Source organism: Xenorhabdus taiwanensis (assembly GCF_036512875.1).
Lineage (GTDB): Bacteria > Pseudomonadota > Gammaproteobacteria > Enterobacterales > Enterobacteriaceae > Xenorhabdus > Xenorhabdus taiwanensis.
This window is the reverse complement of record NZ_AP028978.1, coordinates 2,916,787-2,932,422: the sequence shown is the minus strand read 5'-3', so window position 1 is coordinate 2,932,422 and position 15,636 is coordinate 2,916,787. Positions and strand designations below refer to the sequence as shown.

General features: G+C 43.2%; 26 protein-coding genes and 1 pseudogene. 12 read left to right on the top strand and 15 right to left on the bottom strand.

Annotated elements, in window-relative coordinates; genetic code table 11:
* Window positions 1-33 precede the first annotated feature (33 nt).
* Window positions 34-288, bottom strand: a pseudogene (locus ACE1SE_RS13420) (DNA methyltransferase); the annotation flags it as partial.
* Between the two features lie 366 nt (window positions 289-654).
* Here ACE1SE_RS13420 and ACE1SE_RS13415 point away from each other — a divergent pair.
* Together ACE1SE_RS13415 and ACE1SE_RS13410 are read left to right on the top strand one after the other, a co-directional pair.
* Window positions 655-882, top strand: a complete 228-nt coding sequence (locus ACE1SE_RS13415) for a type II toxin-antitoxin system Phd/YefM family antitoxin (RefSeq protein WP_273559886.1) — start codon at window positions 655-657, stop codon at window positions 880-882.
* Between the two features lie 25 nt (window positions 883-907).
* The gene (locus ACE1SE_RS13410; protein ID WP_273559887.1) at window positions 908-1,255 is read left to right on the top strand and encodes a type II toxin-antitoxin system RelE/ParE family toxin; all 348 of its coding nucleotides are present in this window, start codon (window positions 908-910) and stop codon (window positions 1,253-1,255) included.
* Window positions 1,256-1,406: 151 nt separating this feature from the next.
* On the opposite strand, the gene ACE1SE_RS13405 is transcribed toward ACE1SE_RS13410, so the two are convergent.
* From ACE1SE_RS13405 to ACE1SE_RS13340, 14 genes are all read right to left on the bottom strand, one after another.
* Window positions 1,407-1,964 carry a DUF1133 family protein gene (locus tag ACE1SE_RS13405; RefSeq protein ID WP_273559888.1) on the bottom strand — a complete coding sequence of 186 codons (558 nt, stop codon included), beginning with the start codon at window positions 1,962-1,964 and terminating at the stop codon, window positions 1,407-1,409.
* A 34-nt stretch (window positions 1,965-1,998) separates the two neighbouring features.
* Window positions 1,999-2,298, bottom strand: coding sequence for a Ref family recombination enhancement nuclease (locus ACE1SE_RS13400; protein WP_374051324.1), 300 nt, complete (start codon window positions 2,296-2,298; stop codon window positions 1,999-2,001).
* A 16-nt stretch (window positions 2,299-2,314) separates the two neighbouring features.
* Window positions 2,315-2,908 carry a DUF1367 family protein gene (locus ACE1SE_RS13395; protein ID WP_374051323.1) on the bottom strand — a complete coding sequence of 198 codons (594 nt, stop codon included), beginning with the start codon at window positions 2,906-2,908 and terminating at the stop codon, window positions 2,315-2,317.
* Window positions 2,909-2,983: 75 nt separating this feature from the next.
* Window positions 2,984-4,087: a helix-turn-helix domain-containing protein gene (locus ACE1SE_RS13390; protein WP_374051322.1), complete on the bottom strand. Its 1,104-nt coding sequence runs from the start codon at window positions 4,085-4,087 to the stop codon at window positions 2,984-2,986.
* A complete protein-coding gene (locus ACE1SE_RS13385) occupies window positions 4,074-4,703 on the bottom strand; it encodes a hypothetical protein (RefSeq protein WP_374051321.1) in 630 nt (209 codons plus the stop codon). The genes ACE1SE_RS13390 and ACE1SE_RS13385 overlap by 14 nt, the downstream gene beginning before the upstream one ends.
* A 100-nt stretch (window positions 4,704-4,803) precedes the next feature.
* Window positions 4,804-5,142, bottom strand: a complete 339-nt coding sequence (locus ACE1SE_RS13380) for a hypothetical protein (protein WP_374051320.1) — start codon at window positions 5,140-5,142, stop codon at window positions 4,804-4,806.
* Window positions 5,135-5,374: a hypothetical protein gene (locus ACE1SE_RS13375; protein ID WP_374051319.1), complete on the bottom strand. Its 240-nt coding sequence runs from the start codon at window positions 5,372-5,374 to the stop codon at window positions 5,135-5,137. Before ACE1SE_RS13375 ends, ACE1SE_RS13380 begins: the two co-directional genes overlap by 8 nt.
* Before the next feature lie 14 nt (window positions 5,375-5,388).
* Window positions 5,389-6,150 (bottom strand): phage antirepressor KilAC domain-containing protein, encoded by a 762-nt coding sequence (locus ACE1SE_RS13370; RefSeq protein ID WP_374051318.1) that lies wholly within the window; start codon window positions 6,148-6,150, stop codon window positions 5,389-5,391.
* Between the two features lie 20 nt (window positions 6,151-6,170).
* A complete protein-coding gene (locus ACE1SE_RS13365) occupies window positions 6,171-6,401 on the bottom strand; it encodes a hypothetical protein (RefSeq protein WP_374051317.1) in 231 nt (76 codons plus the stop codon).
* Between the two features lie 2 nt (window positions 6,402-6,403).
* Window positions 6,404-6,835 carry a hypothetical protein gene (locus tag ACE1SE_RS13360; protein ID WP_374051316.1) on the bottom strand — a complete coding sequence of 144 codons (432 nt, stop codon included), beginning with the start codon at window positions 6,833-6,835 and terminating at the stop codon, window positions 6,404-6,406.
* 51 nt (window positions 6,836-6,886) lie between these two features.
* Complete coding sequence (locus ACE1SE_RS13355; RefSeq protein WP_374051315.1) at window positions 6,887-7,957, bottom strand: conserved phage C-terminal domain-containing protein; 1,071 nt, start codon at window positions 7,955-7,957, stop codon at window positions 6,887-6,889.
* Between the two features lie 9 nt (window positions 7,958-7,966).
* Window positions 7,967-8,137, bottom strand: coding sequence for a hypothetical protein (locus ACE1SE_RS13350; protein ID WP_374051314.1), 171 nt, complete (start codon window positions 8,135-8,137; stop codon window positions 7,967-7,969).
* A gap of 15 nt (window positions 8,138-8,152) precedes the next feature.
* Window positions 8,153-8,614 (bottom strand): toxin YdaT family protein, encoded by a 462-nt coding sequence (locus tag ACE1SE_RS13345; protein WP_374051313.1) that lies wholly within the window; start codon window positions 8,612-8,614, stop codon window positions 8,153-8,155.
* A 37-nt stretch (window positions 8,615-8,651) separates the two neighbouring features.
* Complete coding sequence (locus ACE1SE_RS13340; RefSeq protein ID WP_374051312.1) at window positions 8,652-8,900, bottom strand: helix-turn-helix transcriptional regulator; 249 nt, start codon at window positions 8,898-8,900, stop codon at window positions 8,652-8,654.
* Window positions 8,901-9,010: 110 nt separating this feature from the next.
* Between ACE1SE_RS13340 and ACE1SE_RS13335 the strand changes: the two genes are divergently transcribed.
* The 10 genes from ACE1SE_RS13335 (at window position 9,011) to ACE1SE_RS13290 (ending at window position 15,630) form a co-directional block, all read left to right on the top strand.
* A complete protein-coding gene (locus ACE1SE_RS13335; protein ID WP_374051311.1) occupies window positions 9,011-9,415 on the top strand; it encodes a helix-turn-helix domain-containing protein in 405 nt (134 codons plus the stop codon).
* A gap of 890 nt (window positions 9,416-10,305) precedes the next feature.
* On the top strand, window positions 10,306-10,638 hold the full coding sequence (locus ACE1SE_RS13330) for a hypothetical protein (protein ID WP_374051310.1): 333 nt from the start codon (window positions 10,306-10,308) through the stop codon (window positions 10,636-10,638).
* 13 nt (window positions 10,639-10,651) lie between these two features.
* Entirely contained in the window at window positions 10,652-10,900 is a 249-nt protein-coding gene (locus tag ACE1SE_RS13325) for a hypothetical protein (RefSeq protein WP_374051309.1), read from the top strand.
* 15 nt (window positions 10,901-10,915) lie between these two features.
* Window positions 10,916-13,015, top strand: a complete 2,100-nt coding sequence (locus ACE1SE_RS13320) for a phage-associated endonuclease (protein ID WP_374051308.1) — start codon at window positions 10,916-10,918, stop codon at window positions 13,013-13,015.
* Complete coding sequence (locus ACE1SE_RS13315) at window positions 13,012-13,506, top strand: siphovirus Gp157 family protein (protein WP_374051307.1); 495 nt, start codon at window positions 13,012-13,014, stop codon at window positions 13,504-13,506. The genes ACE1SE_RS13320 and ACE1SE_RS13315 overlap by 4 nt, the downstream gene beginning before the upstream one ends.
* A 43-nt stretch (window positions 13,507-13,549) precedes the next feature.
* A complete protein-coding gene (locus ACE1SE_RS13310) occupies window positions 13,550-13,729 on the top strand; it encodes a hypothetical protein (RefSeq protein WP_374051306.1) in 180 nt (59 codons plus the stop codon).
* A 54-nt stretch (window positions 13,730-13,783) separates the two neighbouring features.
* Entirely contained in the window at window positions 13,784-13,981 is a 198-nt protein-coding gene (locus ACE1SE_RS13305) for a hypothetical protein (RefSeq protein WP_374051305.1), read from the top strand.
* A gap of 66 nt (window positions 13,982-14,047) precedes the next feature.
* Window positions 14,048-14,245, top strand: a complete 198-nt coding sequence (locus ACE1SE_RS13300; RefSeq protein ID WP_374051304.1) for a hypothetical protein — start codon at window positions 14,048-14,050, stop codon at window positions 14,243-14,245.
* A 7-nt stretch (window positions 14,246-14,252) separates the two neighbouring features.
* Window positions 14,253-14,450 carry a hypothetical protein gene (locus ACE1SE_RS13295; protein WP_241538207.1) on the top strand — a complete coding sequence of 66 codons (198 nt, stop codon included), beginning with the start codon at window positions 14,253-14,255 and terminating at the stop codon, window positions 14,448-14,450.
* A 1-nt stretch (window position 14,451) separates the two neighbouring features.
* Entirely contained in the window at window positions 14,452-15,630 is a 1,179-nt protein-coding gene (locus ACE1SE_RS13290; RefSeq protein WP_374051303.1) for a tyrosine-type recombinase/integrase, read from the top strand.
* Window positions 15,631-15,636 lie beyond the last annotated feature (6 nt).

The window sequence follows — 15,636 nt, the reverse complement described above, 5'->3', positions numbered from 1 at the left end:
GGGGCGACACTGATCGCCCTGCTTATTGAGTTGTCAGCTTAGAGTTTTGATCTCTTGTTCAGTCTGCTTAAACCGCTCTTCTTCCAGTTCCACACCCAACACACGGCGATTGAGTTTCAAAGCCGCTTTCAATGTTGCCCCAGAACCCATAAAGAAATCTGCAACCAGATCCCCTTCGCGGCTGCTGGACTGAATAATATGTGCCATCAGGTCAGCTGGCTTTTCGCAGGGGTGTTTGCCGGGATAATACTGCACAGGGGAAAAATGCCAGACATCGGTATAAGTTACATGAATCATATTCCTGTCATAATTCTTTATACTGACGTGAAAAATCTAAGTAGTGTTTTTTACTAACACCTTGCAAAAGAACTAAATATAGTCTAAATTTAGTCTTCGTCCGTTACTAACGGACTCCAAAGCGGAATTTGGAATTAAAATTAGACAATATTTGAAATCACAAAGCGGCTTAAGTGCCGAACGTATCTGACATCTTCTTAATGTCAGCACGAAGCTTACTGTCAGCAAATGCAAAAACGGCGACTCTTCGTCAATGAATTTGAATGAAGCCTATCGTTATTAGCCAATGCAAACGTAAAAGCGGTAACTCTTCGTCAATAACTTTGTAAGATTCTTTCTTACAATAGGAGTAATTAAATGAAAATAGAAACAATAAGTTATATAAAAAAGCATGCCGCTATGCTTGAACTATCGGAGCCAATCCTGGTTACCCAGAATGGCCTACCTGCTTACGTTATTGAATCATTTGAGGATCGCAAACAGCGAGACGATGCTATCGCGTTACTAAAATTGCTGGCGATATCTCAAAAAGACAAACAGTCAGGAAAGCTACACTCGCGTGACCAGTTGTTGGAAAGTATTTGATACTTATCAATAACTAGGAGGAAAAGTGCCTGAAGATACAACTGTAACAATAAAATACACTGATACCGCAAAATATAGCCTTAAAGATATTGCAAATTTTTTACGGTCTAAAGATATTGATCCCTTACCTATAGTTAACGATCTGATTTCAGAATTCGAAAGTAAAGTCAGCATTTTTCCATTATCTTGCCCGATTTCTCTTCAGTTAAGTAAAGTCGGTGTGATGGAATATCGTGAATGTAGTACAAAAAACGGATATAGAATCCTTTACACAGTCGATTCAGAAACTGATGTAGTAGTACACGTCGTTCTGCATCAAAGACAAGATATACAGGCATTACTTCTAAAACGCATGATTGAGTACCACATTTAAATCGGATTAGATGCTAATACTATTAAAAGTAAAACATGATATTACATATCAAAAAACCCGCATCTTAGGCGGGTTCTTTTCTGCATTTCGCTGCTTGCGGGTATAGCTTCGCAAAGCGTATATGAAAATATTAACTTCTTCGGCAAAAAAGTCAAACTTTATTCGAGTAATGATAATTTCTTTCGAATTCATCACACATTGGCCGGTAAAGCATAAACTCAGCTACCCCTAACCAAGCATTAACACGGTTTTGGCAAGTTCTTAATGATATTTCAGGATGCCTTTTATTCATTTCAACCGCTATCTTATATTTTGATTTCTTATAGCAATACCGTTCCTTAATAATATTCAAAAGCCCTTTGTCATTTTTAAATACTTGCCCAATAACATAATTCATTTTTAAACCTTCCGTGTCTGTACAGAACATCAGGCTGCTGATTGCTTGCTTTTCTTTCATTTCTTCAAAAAATAATAAGAGATCTTGTTTAGATATTCCTGCCTGTTCTATCTTTTTAAGGGCTGCTTGAAGAGATCTTTTGGTGATAACAGTATCAGCCAGTAATCGGGAAAATATACCTGCTGCTTGAGGTGACTGACTAAATACAGACCAACGTCCCCACATCTTCAACCGTCCTTGAATCCATACACTTTCAAGGGTACGCAACCTCAGATACTCGTCACCTTTTCCGCATGTTACCGGATAAATCATTTTGCGCCCCTTACTTTGATATTAACTAAAACCTTTACACCCGACATAACCGTACCTCTTTCACTTCCCTTTTAACCTGCGCTAATAATTTAATTTCTGTCCCATGAGCCACCTGCCAACTCTTTGGTGCTGCATGAAAACCCGTGGGATAACCAGCTCGATGGTGGCGAGGACAGAGCGGCAGAACGCTGAAGTGATCGGCGCGTTGTGCCATTCCCTGCCCGGCTCTTACGTGGTGAATTTCCGCCGGAGAGGGACCCAATCCCAGATTCCGGCAGGCAATGCAACCGAGCGAAGCTACGTCTGACAGCCACTGTTTTTCACTGTTAGTCATTGGTCTTGCCTCTCCCTTACGCAAAATCAAACAACTGAGCCGCCGCATTTTCAGCAGCGCCTCTGGTCGGGAAATTGCGATATAAGATGAAGTTCCACAGCACGTTCAGTGTGGATTGATAGAGTGCCTGAAATTCCAGCTCGTCCATTTTGGCGAAGCTGACTGAGCGGGGTTCTCGATACAAGCTGCCATCTGGCATTTCATAGGTATCATAGTGACCGGATTCCACCGTCACCCAGCGCCTGAAAGCATCAAAGGATTTGGTGGCGGTGATATTCTGAGCGCGGTTTTTCGATACACCGGCAAGGTATTCATCGGCAGCGGATTGTAAGGCATCTTCACTGCCAGCAAAGTGAGCCAGAAATTGTACGTAACCGCGCACAAGTTCTTTTTCGTCAGGCGAGATCGTGCCACCGACTGGCTCCCAGTATTCAAAACCGAGATTCAGCAGGGCAAAGTATTTGCGGTGGAAACGCGGGTTACGGGCTTTCTTAAAATCTGCCTGCAGCACATCACCACATTTCACTTTTGAATGCAGGTATTCCCTGGCCGCTGGGGTAGCAGGCCGCAGGGTATCGTCGGAAATTTTGATAAAACTATGCTGCGCCATTCTTGTTCCCTTAAGGTCATGGCACAGCAGCGTAAGTTTAGGTTCGGGTGTTCAGGCCGATGTGAATATTTTATATCAATTAACCAATTGAATAAAAGATGTTTTATTACTAATCGGTTTGTTAACAGAAAACAGCTCCCTCACTAGTTCCTTTGTGACTCCTGTTTTCATCAATATATTGTACCAAGAGAGATCGTCTAACAACTCAATGCTTCTTTTTAGTAAAGAAGGCTCTTCTACTGGAATTGCATCATCTCCGGGTTCAGTCTTTGTGTGACCTTTTGTATTAAGATGAATATAACCGCTTCTAGCTTGTTCTTTTGTCAACAAACCCAAAGTAGACGCGCGATAAATAATCATTTTAAGGCTAATTTTCCAACGTAATTTGAACTCTATAAGCGCATTCCAATCGAGATATCTCCCTCTCATTTTTGGAAACTCTTTCATAAATGAAATTCTTGGAACCAGAAAAGCACTTGAAAATTGATCTGCTTGGCTTTCAGTGAGATTATCACCCGTCACAATACCATCATGTAATATTATATGACCCAGCTCATGTCCAATATCTGAACGAAAACGGCAAATGCTTGGCTTGGCGTCATTACGGATAATAATTGGACGTTTGCTATTTACCGTAAAAGCATCAACTCTATCATCAACATCAGAAACATGCGCAATAATAACGCCCAAGTTCTCAACAAACTTCACCATAGATGATATAGGGCCTAAGCCTAAGCCCCAATAACGACGACAATTTTCAGCAATTCTTTCTATATCATCTAACGTGTTAAGCGGTCTGTCTGATACATCAGGAATATTCAGTTCTGGATATTCTATTTCTGTTTCTAATACTGAAATAAGTGAGCTTAAAATTTCAGCTCTCGCTAATATGCAATTAGTGAGTGTTTTTGTTCTGGATTTTTTGCTCCTAAAGTGACATAGCCCATCTTCTATAGGATAACTACGCTCTGTAAAAAGAAAGCCAGGGAGAATATCAAGATAACCCGCTAACTCATCAATTAAAGATTCTGACGGTTTAAATCCTTTTTCTAATTTACTAATATATTGCTTACTTTTTCCTAAGGCTGTCGCTAAATCTTCACACGACAACCCCCTTGCCATCCTAGCAAGTCTCAATTTATCCCCTCTATAGCCTGATTTAAAATCAAACAGTTCCATCTTTTTTCACAGTTTCATCGGTTGCATTACGACGTCTTAGTGGAGTCTCTTCGATGGTAGCAGCTTCAGGGCGTAAATTTGAATCATCAGTTAATGGCACAGATACCGTTTCGTGATATCTAATTTCACTTATGATAGAACCATATTTATTTATACCGATAAGTGCGATATCCCATTGAGGGAAATCATCAGTCTCTTCAATATAATAAGGTTCTGCAATAATACGCCAAATTACGTCAATTTCTGGCTCGCTATCACCAAATAATGTCATCTGCTGAAATTCAGCATGATTCCTTACTAAGCGATGTGTCTTTTTAGGTGCACTGATACAGTCTTTAGAAAACTGTATAGGAACCTCATTAATGGCCAAAACGAAATCCAATTTCTTAGATACCATTTTTAGCCCGGGTATAGTTCCTTCTTCTTCAGCAAAGCTCAAGTGATTTCTAACCCAATCGTAAGCACGAACACCAGTAGACCAATTACTATCTAAGTGATGTTCATGTTTAGGTACATCCGTTAAGACCCCTGCAATAGATTTAAGCAAACACATAACCGACTTTTCGTCTAATTCTGGTTGTACTTCCCAGCAAGGCATCAAGTTTCTATTGTCCATATTAAAACCTTCATAGTGAAATGCGTCCGCGTATATTTTCGCATTTTTTAAAATCTGTCAACCCAAAAAGTTCGGACATTTTATTTTTCGTCAACTTAATTTATAACACCAATTTCAGCGTATGCCAGCCTAAAGTATTCCAACACGCTGCCTCACCTGAAAAGCAGCATTTCGTTACTGGTAACGATTCACCGCATTTTTCACAGCATTGTTGCTGTAGTTTGGTGAGCATCCTTTTTAATGAACGGTCATCCATTCGAATGAGCATTGTGAGATATTCATTGACGTCATAAGGCTCTCTGCCCGGTCTACGCAATGTACAATTGCGTTTAAGCATCTCCAGCTCTTGGTTGTCGAGCAACAATTCTACCTTAGTGACGCCAGCTTCCTGCTGGCGTTGACGTTGGGCGGCTTTACGTTCTGCAGAGGATTTAGCCATTGTTAGGCGTCCTGAGCTTGTAAACCGAATTGAGGGTTCGGATAAATCCATCAAAATTAAAAGAGTGAATATTCTGAACGGGAGACGTAATGATTTCAGCACCATCAAACCAGCGCTGATGGACATCATGGTAAATATGCCCGCTAGCCCGAAAATCACAGTTGCCATAGAGAATAAACCCGGTCAGCTCGATTTCAGCCGTGTATGCCATGCTTTCTGTATTTAGTTTCATTGGTCTTGCCTCTTTCAGTTAACCTGATTTCTCAGTATCCACAGTTTTTGTAATTGAATTAATCCTTTGCCCGTTACCAGTGAGGTGATACATTCCTGAATCCCACGTTCCGGGTGTTCCCAGCTACCTAATTTCACATCCATCAAGCCAGCCTGTATTTTTTCCTGATATGGCTCATTGCGCCGGGTTATCCAGCCGATTTGTCGCAGGAACGCGAACAGCCGGGTTCTACCTGTACCTAAAACCTTAGCCGCCTGAGCGATACTGAGCGCACCATGTGACGCAGAGACTTGGTCATGAAATTCAACCTTCGGCGCATCTTCGAAGATCTGGTGTTCTAACTGATTCACTGCTAATGATAACCGCTCTTTTTCTTCCTCAGCTTGCAATACCATCATGGCCAATTGCTTGGCGTTGGGTAGTGCTGGTTGTGGTGTTGTCAACTTGCCAGAACGGTAGTCGATAAAAATTTGGTTAACTTGTAAACGGAACTTTGGAGAAATCCAGCCAGCATATTCAATAGCTAAAAGTTCGTGAGCGAAAGTACCTCCCGTGCGCCCTACTTTTTTAACTACCGTGATCCCGGTAGTTTGGTTTTGCAATTCTGAAATTAATTGGTTAGTTCCCTCAAGTGCCAGCCAATAACTTGGACCATGTTTCTTTTCCCTGCCACTCGCCTTATGTAGCGCATTCAGATTAAAGCGCCCTTCGGCATCGGTGGTAATTTCAACGCCTGCGATTACGGGCAAGGTTTTTTTATCGATGACATTTAACATACGGGTTCCTTTGTTGAGTCTTACATCACATCACGCCAGTAATTCAGGCGGGTTTTAAAAAATTCCTGATATTTCTCAGCGGCCTGTTCGATTTCTCTGAAAATAACTACCCTGTCGATCTTCCGCCATTTGAGCTGTTTGATTAGGCGGCTGGCCTTGAGATCCAGATTTTCCAGTTCACGCTGTTCTTGTGTCCACAATCCGCGATTGTGTGGCAGTCCAGCAGGTAAATAGTTCGATTGCTGGCGCATAGCTATTCCTTCGATTCCGCTGAAAGTCGTTTGATAACTTCTTTTTCAATCGGTTTAGGCGCTGCCTTCACCTGTTTGTAGACTGCCTTTTGAACTGGCGTATTACGTAATAACACCCGCTGGACATCGCCCAACGGCATACGGAGCAACATGGCGATGTACTCTGCCGTTCTGCCGAGCTGGGTGAGTTCATACATCCCCCGGACAATATTCCGTCCATAGTTAAATCGCTTCCCAATGTTGATATAGGGTTCAGCGATAGTTGCAGGTTTTGCTGCCGGAATAAGTTTTGTCTTAGGTTGGTAAGGCTGGCGACTACGTGCCCGTGCTGCTTGATTTAAACCATCAAGAATACGGTCAGTGTGATCACAGCCATCATCGACATGATAACGGTTATCCAGGATCAGTTTGTTGATATCGTTTTCGTTGTTCATAGAGTCTTGCCTCGTTTGGGTTTTTCCGCTTTTGGTCAGAAAGCGTTTTGACTATTGGTCAACATGTTGCTCTTTCGCTGCCTGTTCTGCTGCCTGTTTCCAGATCCCGCGCCAAGCCGCTAGTGCAGGAACTTCACTCATTCTCCCTATCCCGGCTTTACGTGCCAATTGAGCTGCCAGTTCCTGAATCCGGTTCGCTGGATTCCAGCCGGTTGAAAACAAGAGCCGGAATGTGGCATCACGCTCCACGGTATCAATGGTGATGGCCGTTTCTCCGGCTTTCAGCCAGCGACCATTGACACAGGCAGGACGTCCCGCTTTGTCCCACTTGCACGCTTTATCGAAATACTCCGTGCAATTCTCAGGGCCAAACAGTGTCTTCGGACGTAAGTAATCCCGCATCTTGCCATCATCCCGCCATTTGGTAGTCAGATAGTCAGTGATCAACATTAAATCGTCCACCGCATAACCGTCACTTAGCCGCGCACGGATATACCCCATCGTGGTTTTGCCATCACGGTAGTTAGAATCCGTCACCTGATTGAAATAAATTAATACCTGCCGGGCGGGTTCGTGGTCGGGTTCCACGGGAACCTGACAAGAAGAGTTAGTCTCTGTTGTACTCTCTGTAGTAATCTCTGTTGTATTCTCTGTAAGATCAGACCAATTTGACCCATTCAGAACGGCGCATTCTGACCCGTTGGAGTGTTTCAAACTGCCCTTATCGATAGGATCATTTTGACCCGTTCGATTGTCCTCTTTTACATCGTTCGAAGGTGTCATTTTGACCTTATCGACTAACAGAGCATGGTCATAATTGATTGCGTAATAATTCGTCCGGTCATGGCTGGATTTATTGATCTGCTCAATCCGCAACACACCCATTTTCTTCAAATTCCCCAATGCCCGTTTAATGGTCGAACCTGACAGAAACGGGAACTGTTCCTGCCATTTATCGACTGTGTTATAGATCCAGCGGCAACCATTCACCTCAACACCGGATGATGTTTCGGTCAGCCAGTATTGGATCTGCTGCAAGATAATGGCCTCGTTCAATCCCAAGCGCATAGCCAGCTCAGGAATAACCACCAAAGGGCGACTTTTTAACAATAACAAATTCATACCACGCCCTTACTCATTCTGGTTCTGCGACCGGGATTTCTGCTTTTTGTGCTGCTCCCAGTCAATCAGAGCCGCTTCCTTACGGCTTTCATAAATTTCTGACACTTCCTCAAAAGTGGCAGGCTTATCGTTCCGGCGAAAGCCATTGCGATAAGTGATCTTATCGATGGGTTTCATCATTGGTCTTGCCTCTCGTTAATGCACGTTGGTCAGACGCGGTTCAATGGCATTTAACGCGGATATGGCTATGGCTATTCGGTGTGACATGTCACGCCCTCCTAACAAGGTTTCACTAATGGCAGCGGCAAATTCTCTAATTGCAACCGAAGCGAGATAATTTAACCGGTCTTCACTCGTTATCCTTGCCCGTCGTTCTGCGGGTAATGCTGCTTCTATCGCTGGCAACAGTTCCGTGATCTTGCGTTGTGCCGCAGTCGAATCACTGCGTAACCACCGGAAGATCTGTTGGCGGTTATTGTTGATTGCTTTCCAGTCCGCATTTCCTAATGCGTCTTCAATCCGGTGTAACCTAGATTGAGAACCACCGCGATACAGCAGGAAATACATACGACTGACTTCAATGGCTACATGCTCCTGACCTCTCTCCATGGCCCAAGCCTCAATTTCAGCTTTAAGCGTATTGATATCTTGCTCCACGATTTGCGTCTCCTGTCGCAATGTTGATTATTGAAAATCAGATTTCTACAGATTGTGTTGATAAGCTACGTCTTATCGAACGTTCTTCAGGAGGGAAAATATCATCAAGAGAAAATTCACCACCTAGTTCATTCAGTGCTAGCACAATTTTCCGGCATGAGTCTAAGTCAGGTTTTCTAATACCAGACTCATAGTTACCAATTCTGGATTGTGACCACTTGAGTTTTTTAGCTAATGCAAATTGAGTAGCTCCGACTTGTCGTCTAGCGTCCGCAATTTTGTTCATGCTTGTCTCCACTTATTAATTTAAAATCAGTTAAACACAAATTGTGTTAATTGTAAACACAAATCGTGAAAGCGAAATAACACGGCATGTGTTAAATAATGATCATGAAAATGAGCAATCAAATCGGTGCGCGTATAAAGCGCCTTAGAGAACAATTGGGATTGAGCCAAGCAGCTCTGGCAGAACACTGTGGCTGGTCATCTCAATCTAGGATAGGTAATTATGAATCAGGCTCACGCAACGTCAGCGCTGACGATGCAGTGATCCTGGCAAATGCCTTAAGTGTAACCCCTGCTGAGCTAATGTTCGGTTCGACTGATTGTGCAAACGTGCCCATGTCTTGTACAACGGAAGAAACCAAACTCACTCCGCGACAAAGGATACTTTTAGAGTTATTTGATGAGTTACCGGATAGTGAAGCTGATCAGCTCTTAAAAAATCTTGAGGAGAAAAAACAACATTATAATCAGCTACTAGAAGAATTATTACATAAAAGAAATCAAAAGAAAGCATAGAACAGATAGTTTGCTTGATTATAAACCTATTAAATTATATATATTTTAAATAATCCTAATAGGTGTAAAATTAAAATCTATTTTTACTGAAAATTTCAGCGTTAACTGATGTTACTATGACTTTCACGAGGATTACTTTCTAAAAGTAGGTCATTATTAACCACAACGCACCACCCGCTAGGGTGGTTTTCTTTATTATTTCAATTAAACCCCATTCGATTTTTATCCGCTTTCCAAATTTAAAATAAATAGCTCAATCATGTGCATAGATAATCACAATACCAATAATCACATTTTGTGTTGACAACAAAAACACATTATGTGATTATGGTTACATCAACAGCAAACAGGCAGGACGCCCACGAAGTAGCCGCTACCGGCATATGAAGAGGTAGATGATTTGCTCAGACAATACGGCACAGCAGCCGTTTAGGTTAAGTGTTCAAGACCGAATTTACCGTTTCAGTTGTCATGGAGGAGGAGAACCGCAGCGCTCATTGCGACCTGCCATGATTACCACTCAATGACGACTGATTTTATCCCAACACCAGGGAACCAGTTGAAGAGACCAATCACCATAGAGTGAAGCGTAAGAGGCAACTAAACCGGTCGTCAACCTTGACCAGGGTAAAGCGACGCTGGATAGCGTAACCAGCACTTTTTAGTACGGAGACCACCATCAAATTGATGGTAGGCAAGAGGCAATAATAAACCTGACAGCCTGGAAAGACAGGCTCTTTATAACAGACGTAAAAAAACCCACCGAAGTGGGTTCTTTCACCCCGAGTCGCCGACCAAAGCTATCGGGATTTCTTACGACGGAGACCAATCCGTCGAAGAGGCAAGACCAATGATAACTCATCGATCCATGACAATATATAGGAGTTGCTATGAAAGCACAACCCAAGACACTCAAAATTACCCTCTATGTTTATGCTAAAGAAGGTGTTGACAGACAGGTTGAGTTCACCACGTTCACCAATAAACCGGTTAACACTGCCTTTTGGGGGGCATTAGTTTCTCAGCATGACGTGGAAATCACACTCCCGTCAGTCAACAAGTCTGATCTCGTCCAGGCACAGATAAAAGGGCTCGAGGCTGAAAAAGAAAAGGTTCTGGCCAATGCGCAGGTAGAAGTGAACCGGATTGAAGACCACATCCAATCACTCTTATGCATTGAAGGTCAGCCTGTTCCCGCTGCCGATATGGAACTGCCTTATTAGCCCCGGAGGAATGATGCAAAACATCAATGATGTTATTGAAATGATTCTGGACGCTGGTTTAACCGCTGTTGAACATGAAAACAACAGCGATTTCGTGGGAGGAGTAACCCATATCTCCCTTCTTGGCGGGAAACGGCGGGTGGAATACTACCCAACTACGGGCATGGTTTATTCGAACCCGGTGAAGGCGCTTTATTCCACCGTTAGGCTGCCCAAAACTGGCATCCGAAGAGCAATCAAACTGGCCAAAACAGGCAACTAACAAGAGGCAAGACCAATGAAAGTTTATATTTGTGTATTTGAGCCTACCCCGGAGGCTCAAAAGGATGGCGCTATCTCTTTAGCTATCGCGCTTGAGGCTAATTCAGTCAAAATGGCTAAAGCCATGGCCATCGTAAAATTAGGTGAAGTGCATCCTGATGATATGGATAAATTTAATACCGATGCACCCATTATTTGTGAAGACCAAGTCGGTTCGCCTCGTCCACCTGTGGGTAAATTTGATGAGCAGTTTGCGGCTGAATATGAATTTGATGGCACAACGTGGAAAACCAAAACCATTGAACACGATACCCGACATGATCTCGCCAATTTTGGTAAAGTTGCCACTATTGTTCGTGTTGCAGCCATTTTGTTATTCAATACCACTGAGCTGACAAATGGACAGATGACTGATGCAACTAAGTTTATTCATCAAGGAACAGATCAACCCAAACTGCGCAATATCGCCTACGGGTTAGGTGGCATCATAAAAACATCATTGATGAATGCCGCACAGACACAAAAAATTGCCCTGGTCACCCAGGAACACTTTTCATCCGCAGAACATGTTGAGCCAGAACAAGTGACCCAGTTCGGGGAACAGTGGCTGTCAGAGTCATATCAAAAACGCGAATTTAATCATAGCTACGCCACACTGGACTTAGAAATTGCCATGGCCTTACTGGATGGTGATTTTGACTGCTGGGAGATTATGTCACAGGAAATGGCTGCAGCGAAAAAACTGATGACTGACAGTGATGAGACATGGCGTCGTTGGTCTACGCAATTTCGCATCAGAACCGATGCCCTGTCTATCCCGCGTGAAGATATCTTTCGGGTGGTACGTGCAGGTAAGCAACATCCTGAGTTCCTGACCGATACAATCGCAATGAAGGCATTTATCAGCCATGCGTTGGGTGATACTCCATCTTCCGATGAATTATCCGATACCACAGACAAATCTGTGCCAACACCAGAAACTGCCGTCACAAATGACTCTGCCGGTGAACCTGAGACTCAGCAGGCCGCCCCTGAAATTAAAGAAGCCAAACCCCGCAGAACGAGAAAAGCCAAACCAACCAAAGAGGAAATCGTACCAGAACCCGAAGAAATCACGCCAGAAATGGATACAGACGTACCAGCAATAGCGGAAACCGTACCGGAAACTGACAAAACCGCACCAAAAATGGCAGCAAATGATGAAGGCACTCTATTACCTCCAGACAGTCGCCAGAACGCCAGTAATGATAATTTCCAACACCGGGCCGATCTGTTGGAAGAAACTATCAAGGCACAAGGTAACGAACAGCAGGCCAATCTTCGCATTTGGAAAGCGGTCCAACGTACCGACCCGCGTTTTACTAAGCCACTGGATGGTATGGGATATAGCGGTACCAGCATCAACAGTAATTATATGTTTATGCGGGCGACTGAACAATTTGGCCCAGCAGGTGGCAGTTGGGGATATCGGGTTCTGGAAGATAAAATGCTGGACGGTGCTCCAATGACTGAACCTGTTTATGACGCCAATAACAAGCAAACGGGTTTTCGTTTACTGCGTGATGGTGATGGCACTTTAATATTTGAACAAAACCACTCTATCAAAATTGTATTGTGGTATCCGCTTGGTGACGGCACACGTGGTGAAATCGAAAGCTACGGTGCGACACCTTACCGCTATAAATCTAAAAACGGCATCAAAACGGATGGCGAAGTACTTAAAAAATCCCTGACAGATGCCATTAAAAAAGCCTTATCTATGCTGGGATTCAGTGCCGATGTCTTTATGGGGATGCACGATAATCCGGAATATCTGGCTGAAAACAAAATTGAATTTGGTATCAAAGCAGCCAGTGACAAAGCCGAAGATCTCACCCGCTTACGTAAAGAGCTGGACGAGAAGTTCGCACGTAATACCGAGACCATGAAAACGGCGGTCACTAAAAATGAACTGAGAGGCATCACATCCACGCTAACCCGTGAAATCGATGTACATCTCAAGAATGCGAAATCTATCGGTGACAAAGAGTATGAACGTTACCTGTCAGGCCGTTTACGCCGTTTAACTGAAATTGAAAAAGTATGCTTAACCAAATTGGAGGAGGCAAACCCATGACCACCGCTATTGCATTAGCTGCCGATTATGATCAGCTGCAAAAACTGATAGCCACCGGTGAATTTTCTCCGGAAGCCATCGCCGACACACTCGAAGGTTTGGAAGGTGCTTTAGGTGACAAACTGGATGCGGTCATGATCCATGTTCGTAACCTCGAAGGGCAAGCCAGAACGCTGGACGATGAAGCCAAGCGACTGGTTGAGCGCAAAAAATCCTTTGAAGGTCAAATCAAACACCTGAAAAAATATGTGCTGGATTGCTTACTAAAAGCAGACCTGAACAGCCTGAAAACCACGAAAAACACCTTTAGTGCGCGTCAGGGCGTTGCCAGAGTCATTATCGATAACGAAATGTTATTGCCTGATGAATTAGTGGATGTTCAGACCATTACTGCCCCGGATAAAAAAGCCATCAAAGAGGCAATTGAACGCGGCGAAACCATTCCGGGCGCACATATCGAAATTGGGGAAAGAAGTTTGCAGGTTCGTTAACAATCAGTTTATGCCCGATGATTCTGGCATTACGGAGAAAATTATGGCAGCAAAAATTGAAATCAGCATTTTTTATAACGAAGAAATTAACCAGTGCGAAGTGACCTGGTCGGCAATTAGAACTGACCATCTTGAACCAAAAGAAAAATCCACATTGGAACAACTAAAAAGCGCTTTGGTGAGCCAACTCAACTCTGGCATCCGTCATGGTCAAGTGCATTGAGAATATGAACATCATAAAAATACCTAGACCAATAAAGTAAAAGAGGCCAGACCCATGCTTAAACATCAACATCAACATAAACGTTACCAACCTATCAGACTCACTCTGCCCGATGGCACAAGCGGCCAGATCATTGCTGACCGCCGTTGTGCCATCTTCTACGACTTCCCGCCCGAAGTAAAAATCGAGCAGGTTGATAATCATCAGAAGGCGGAGAACGGCAGTTCATCCCTCACCCGTAAACCTGATTAAGCATAATCAGAAATTCAGCCACGTAATCACTAGCATGATGGTACATCCACCGAATGGAGCACCATCATGAAACCCTGGCAACCGGGACAACAACTATTAACTGACTTCGATATCAAACTGGGACGATTAGCCGCCAGCGTCAAAAATACGCCCTGTGATCAGGCGGATATTATTCGCGCTTGCAACACTGCTGATCGAATCATTACATCGATGATGAGGCAAGACCAAGACCATGAAAATAAATCGCGGAACTATTTCACATGATAAATTAATGAAAGCCAGTGCGTGGGGTAACAGAGAATTTGAAATAGGATCAATACCTGATAACCGAACCATTAAACGATGGATAGAAATAGGTCAATTAAGAGGGAAAATTGTCGATGGTTCGGCATGGGTTTATTCATCAGAAAGATGGGGCGTTGATTCTCTTATTTCATCACAAGTAAACAAGTTAATAAAAGATTCATAAAATGGCTGGACGTCCAAGAAAAAAAGAATTCAGGCATCTACCTGACTATCTTTATTTTGATAAATCCAAAAATGAATATCGGTTAACTCTTGTTAATGGTAAACGTAAGTTTATTGGTGGCGACAAAGCAGTCGCTATCGCTATTGCCAGAGAATACAACAATGTGATGAGACCGGAACAATCCGTTTGTATTTCTTCCTTACTTAAGGAATCAGGCGGTAACTTTGGTGAATCATTACCTTTCTCTGATCATGTTGATAAACTCTTCGACAGAATTATTTTGGATGAAAAACCCGCAGCAAATACCCTTGCTGACTGGAATAACAATATTGAAAGAGTTAAAGAGTTTTTTGCTAATATTCCATGTATGGAAATATCGCTTGAGCATGTTAACGAATATCTCAATAAATACCATGCAGAGGCATCTGCTAATGTCCAAAATAGAAAGGTCTCCTTTTTAAAGAAACTCTTTAGCTATGCCGTTGATGAATCTCTAATGTTTGATAATCCAGCAGAACGCAAGAAACGTAAACGGACAGATAAGAAAATGCGCCGCCGATTATCACTGGAAGACTTTAAAAAGATACGTATCGCTGCAGAACCGTGGTTACGAACAGCAATGGATCTGGCACTGCAAACCACTCAGGCCAGATTAGAGGTTTCGCGTATCAGATACAACATCAAATCCCCGCAAGAAGGTGTTTGTGGTTGTATGTGGTATCCAGAACCGCAAAATGGCATTTATGGGATGCTTTATATTCACAGGCAAAAAATTCAGGATAAAGAAGCGTCTCACGTTGCTATTCCTATTGGAGAAAAATTAAAACAGATTGTTGATGATAGCCGGGATTCTATTGCCAGCCCGTATGTTGTTCATCGCTTGCCAATCAAGCGTCCGAACAAGATTAGTTCAGAAGTCCATCATCCTACTCAAGTTGCACCAGACTATCTGAGCCGGGCATTTTCGGCGTTGAGAGATAAAGTGGGTGTTGCTGCACATTTGCCGATTGCAGAAAGGCCGACATTTCACGAGATCCGTGCACTGGCTGCACACATGTTTAAAACTAATGGATTAGACCCACAAGCACGTATGGCACACAGTGATGCAAAATCGACAAAAGTCTATACTCAGAACCATGTTGAATGGGTAGAAGTTCCTCACGGAGAGATAGCCATTTAGTATGGT

Coding starts and splice junctions, on each gene's coding strand:
- ACE1SE_RS13290 (WP_374051303.1), top strand. CDS start 14,452: ATGGCTGGACGTCCAAGAAAAAAAGAATTCAGGCATCTACCTGACTAT.
- ACE1SE_RS13405 (WP_273559888.1), bottom strand. CDS start 1,964: ATGATTTATCCGGTAACATGCGGAAAAGGTGACGAGTATCTGAGGTTG.
- ACE1SE_RS13365 (WP_374051317.1), bottom strand. CDS start 6,401: ATGCGCCAGCAATCGAACTATTTACCTGCTGGACTGCCACACAATCGC.
- ACE1SE_RS13375 (WP_374051319.1), bottom strand. CDS start 5,374: ATGAAACTAAATACAGAAAGCATGGCATACACGGCTGAAATCGAGCTG.
- ACE1SE_RS13415 (WP_273559886.1), top strand. CDS start 655: ATGAAAATAGAAACAATAAGTTATATAAAAAAGCATGCCGCTATGCTT.
- ACE1SE_RS13300 (WP_374051304.1), top strand. CDS start 14,048: ATGAAACCCTGGCAACCGGGACAACAACTATTAACTGACTTCGATATC.
- ACE1SE_RS13320 (WP_374051308.1), top strand. CDS start 10,916: ATGAAAGTTTATATTTGTGTATTTGAGCCTACCCCGGAGGCTCAAAAG.
- ACE1SE_RS13390 (WP_374051322.1), bottom strand. CDS start 4,087: ATGGAACTGTTTGATTTTAAATCAGGCTATAGAGGGGATAAATTGAGA.
- ACE1SE_RS13395 (WP_374051323.1), bottom strand. CDS start 2,908: ATGGCGCAGCATAGTTTTATCAAAATTTCCGACGATACCCTGCGGCCT.
- ACE1SE_RS13400 (WP_374051324.1), bottom strand. CDS start 2,298: ATGACTAACAGTGAAAAACAGTGGCTGTCAGACGTAGCTTCGCTCGGT.
- ACE1SE_RS13380 (WP_374051320.1), bottom strand. CDS start 5,142: ATGGCTAAATCCTCTGCAGAACGTAAAGCCGCCCAACGTCAACGCCAG.
- ACE1SE_RS13360 (WP_374051316.1), bottom strand. CDS start 6,835: ATGAACAACGAAAACGATATCAACAAACTGATCCTGGATAACCGTTAT.
- ACE1SE_RS13315 (WP_374051307.1), top strand. CDS start 13,012: ATGACCACCGCTATTGCATTAGCTGCCGATTATGATCAGCTGCAAAAA.
- ACE1SE_RS13330 (WP_374051310.1), top strand. CDS start 10,306: ATGAAAGCACAACCCAAGACACTCAAAATTACCCTCTATGTTTATGCT.
- ACE1SE_RS13355 (WP_374051315.1), bottom strand. CDS start 7,957: ATGAATTTGTTATTGTTAAAAAGTCGCCCTTTGGTGGTTATTCCTGAG.
- ACE1SE_RS13350 (WP_374051314.1), bottom strand. CDS start 8,137: ATGATGAAACCCATCGATAAGATCACTTATCGCAATGGCTTTCGCCGG.
- ACE1SE_RS13335 (WP_374051311.1), top strand. CDS start 9,011: ATGAGCAATCAAATCGGTGCGCGTATAAAGCGCCTTAGAGAACAATTG.
- ACE1SE_RS13325 (WP_374051309.1), top strand. CDS start 10,652: ATGCAAAACATCAATGATGTTATTGAAATGATTCTGGACGCTGGTTTA.
- ACE1SE_RS13370 (WP_374051318.1), bottom strand. CDS start 6,150: ATGTTAAATGTCATCGATAAAAAAACCTTGCCCGTAATCGCAGGCGTT.
- ACE1SE_RS13385 (WP_374051321.1), bottom strand. CDS start 4,703: ATGGACAATAGAAACTTGATGCCTTGCTGGGAAGTACAACCAGAATTA.
- ACE1SE_RS13340 (WP_374051312.1), bottom strand. CDS start 8,900: ATGAACAAAATTGCGGACGCTAGACGACAAGTCGGAGCTACTCAATTT.
- ACE1SE_RS13310 (WP_374051306.1), top strand. CDS start 13,550: ATGGCAGCAAAAATTGAAATCAGCATTTTTTATAACGAAGAAATTAAC.
- ACE1SE_RS13295 (WP_241538207.1), top strand. CDS start 14,253: ATGAAAGCCAGTGCGTGGGGTAACAGAGAATTTGAAATAGGATCAATA.
- ACE1SE_RS13305 (WP_374051305.1), top strand. CDS start 13,784: ATGCTTAAACATCAACATCAACATAAACGTTACCAACCTATCAGACTC.